The organism is Isoptericola luteus (assembly GCF_020297055.1).
Taxonomy (GTDB): domain Bacteria; phylum Actinomycetota; class Actinomycetes; order Actinomycetales; family Cellulomonadaceae; genus Isoptericola; species Isoptericola luteus.
The window spans coordinates 1-2,851 of record NZ_JAIXCQ010000025.1; the positions used below are offsets into that span (position 1 = coordinate 1).

The 2,851-nt window shown below is 70.6% G+C and carries 3 protein-coding genes; all 3 read right to left on the bottom strand.

The window, feature by feature from the left end:
• Positions 1–1,056, bottom strand: a 1,056-nt coding sequence (locus LEP48_RS18270) for a methyl-accepting chemotaxis protein (RefSeq protein ID WP_225566991.1), incomplete at its 3' end; no start/stop codon positions are given.
• Positions 1,056–2,135, bottom strand: a complete 1,080-nt coding sequence (locus LEP48_RS18275; RefSeq protein ID WP_225566992.1) for a substrate-binding domain-containing protein — start codon at positions 2,133–2,135, stop codon at positions 1,056–1,058. The genes LEP48_RS18275 and LEP48_RS18270, both read right to left, overlap by 1 nt.
• Positions 2,136–2,167: 32 nt before the next feature.
• Positions 2,168–2,851: methyl-accepting chemotaxis protein (locus LEP48_RS18280; RefSeq protein ID WP_225566993.1), on the bottom strand; the 684-nt coding region annotated here is incomplete at its 5' end.

The window sequence follows — 2,851 nt, forward strand, 5'->3', positions numbered from 1 at the left end:
CGCCCGGTTCGCGACCTTCGCCGCCTCGTTCGAGTTCTGCGCGATCTCCCGGATCGACGCACCCATCTGCTCCGCACCCGCAGCCACCGTCTGCACGTTCTGCGACACCTGCTCCGCAGCGGAGGCCACCACACCCGCCTGCGCACTCGTCTCCTCAGAGCCGGAGGCCACCTGGTGCGAGGCGGCCGAGAGCTCCTCGGACGCCGTCGCGACGGTCTGCGCCGACTCGACGACACCGGACAGCGTCTCGCGCAGAGCCTGCCGGGCGCGGTCCAGCGCGTCAGCCATCCGGCCGATCTCGTCGTTCTCCGCGACGGGGGCGTCCTTGGTGAGGTCGCCCTCGGCCATGGCCTCGAGCGTGGTGCCCACCTGACGCACCGACCGGCTGATCCGCCGCACGATCGCGACGGCGAGCAGCACACCGCAGACCGTCGCGACGACGAAGCCGACCACGAGCACGACGATCGACCGCGCCGCCTCGGCCTGACCGGCCTCCTGGATCGCGACGACGTCGGCGTCCGTCTGTGCCGAGGCGATGGCCAGGGCGCGGCCCGCCCAGTCGGGGTCCGCGGACACGTCGGAGCTCACGGCGGCGGCGAAGCCCGCCACGTCACCGGCCTCCACGAGCGGCAGCAGGGTGGCGTCGCGGTACGACGTCCACGCCTCCCAGCGCGCCAGGAAGTCCTGCCACTGGGGCGTGTCCGCCGCGGGGAACGTCGCCACGACGGCGGCGTGCTCCTCCACCTCGTCGTCGATCCAGCCAGACGACGTGAGCAGCTGCGCGCGCGTGGCCTCGTCGGCGTTCACCGCGCGCTGCAGCACGACGTGGCTGCGCGCCTGGTTCACGGACAGGTCCGCGAACGAACGCTGCAGCTCGACGTTGAGGCGCGACATCTCCTGCAGGTCGTCGGCGACCTGCGACAGCGCCACCGCCGCCGACCCGCCGACCAGGGCGAACGCGCCGCCCATGACGAACAGCGCCGTCGAGAACTTCGCCGCGAGCGACCGGTCCCAGAACCATGCCCCGCGCCGGCGCGGGGCTTCCCCGTGCGTCATCAGCCGATCTCCTGTGCCGTGTAGTACCCGCTGTCCACGAGCACCTTCGTGTAGTTGTCCTTCGTGACGGACTGCGGAGCGAGCAGGTAGGACGGAACCACCTTCGCGCCGTTGTCGTACGTCGTGGTGTCGTTCACCTCGGGCGTCCCGCCGGCCAGCAGGGCCTCGACGATCTGCACCGTCACCTCCGCGAGCTGGCGGGTGTCCTTGTAGACCGTCGCGTACTGCTCGCCTGCCGCGATCGACTTCACCGCCGGGATCTCCGCGTCCTGGCCCGGGACCACCGGGACGTAGTCGAGCGTCCCGGTGGCGGCGATGACCGCCTGGGCGATGCCGTCGTTCGGCGCGAGCACGCCGTCGAGCTTCGTGCCGCCCCCGTAGGGGCCGAGCAGGGAGGTCATCCGCTGCTCGGCGGTGGCGTTGTCCCACCCGTCGATCGCGACGTCCTCGCGCTCCACCTGCCCCGAGGCGACCTCGAGCACGCCCGAGTCGAGGTAGGGCCGCAGCACCGACATGGCGCCGTCGTAGAACACCGTGGCGTTGTTGTCGTCCGGCGAGCCGGCGAACACCTCGATGTGGAACGGGCCCTTGCGGTCGGTCTCCGCGCCGGACTCGTCGAGGACACCGAGGCCCCGCAGCAGGGCGGTGCCCTGCAGCACGCCCACCTGCCAGTTGTCGAACGACGCGTAGTAGTCCACGTCGGCCGAGTCGCGGATCAGCCGGTCGTAGGAGATGACGGCGATGCCCGCGCCGTGCGCCTCGGCCAGCACCCCCGTCAGCGCCGTGCCGTCCACGGCGCCGATGACGAGCGCGTCGGCGCCGGCGTCCACCATCGCGCGGATCTGCTCCACCTGGACGGCGGCGTCGTCCTCGGCGTACTGCATGTCGACGTCGTAGCCGAGCGACCGGAACTGGGCGGACAGGTTGTCCCCGTCCGCGACCCAGCGGGTCTGCTCGACGGTGGGCATGGCCACGCCCACGAGTGGTGTGTCGTCGGCGGCGTCCTGGGTGGTCCCGCACCCTGCCGTCAGCGCGAGAGCGCCAGCGGCAAGGAACGTGACAACAGCTCGTGCGCGCATGATCGTGTTACCTCAGTCCTGGCTCGGTGTTTTCAGTAGGTGAAGGCCGCGACCTGGGCACGCAGCGCTTCGGAGACCAGGGCGAGCTCGTGGACCTGGGAGCTGACCTCCTCCATCGTCCGGGTGTTCTCCTGCGCACCCTCGGCGATGCCGGTGATGGTGCCGGCGATCTCGGACGAGCCCGTCGCGGCCTCCTGCACACCCCGCGACATCTCGTTCGTCGTCGCGGTCTGCTCCTCCACCGCCGACGCGATCGTCAGCTGGTAGTCGTTGATCTGCCCGATGATGTCCGCGATCTCACCGATCGCATCCACCGCACCCGACGTATCACCCTGGATCGCCTCGACCCGACGCGCGATGTCCTCCGTCGCCTTCGCCGTCTCCTGCGCCAGCTCCTTGACCTCGGACGCCACCACCGCGAACCCCTTACCGGCCTCACCGGCACGAGCCGCCTCGATCGTCGCGTTCAACGCCAACAGGTTCGTCTGCTCCGCGATCGACGTGATCACCTTGATCACGTCACCGATCTCCTGCGAGCTCGTCCCCAGCTTGCGCACCGTCTCGTTCGTCGCCGCAGCACGATCCGTCGCCCGGTTCGCGACCTTCGCCGCCTCGTTCGAGTTCTGCGCGATCTCCCGGATCGACGCACCCATCTGCTCCGCACCCGCAGCCACCGTCTGCACGTTCTGCGACACCTGCTCCGCAGCGGAGGCCAC

Coding starts and splice junctions, on each gene's coding strand:
- LEP48_RS18275 (WP_225566992.1), bottom strand. CDS start 2,135: ATGCGCGCACGAGCTGTTGTCACGTTCCTTGCCGCTGGCGCTCTCGCG.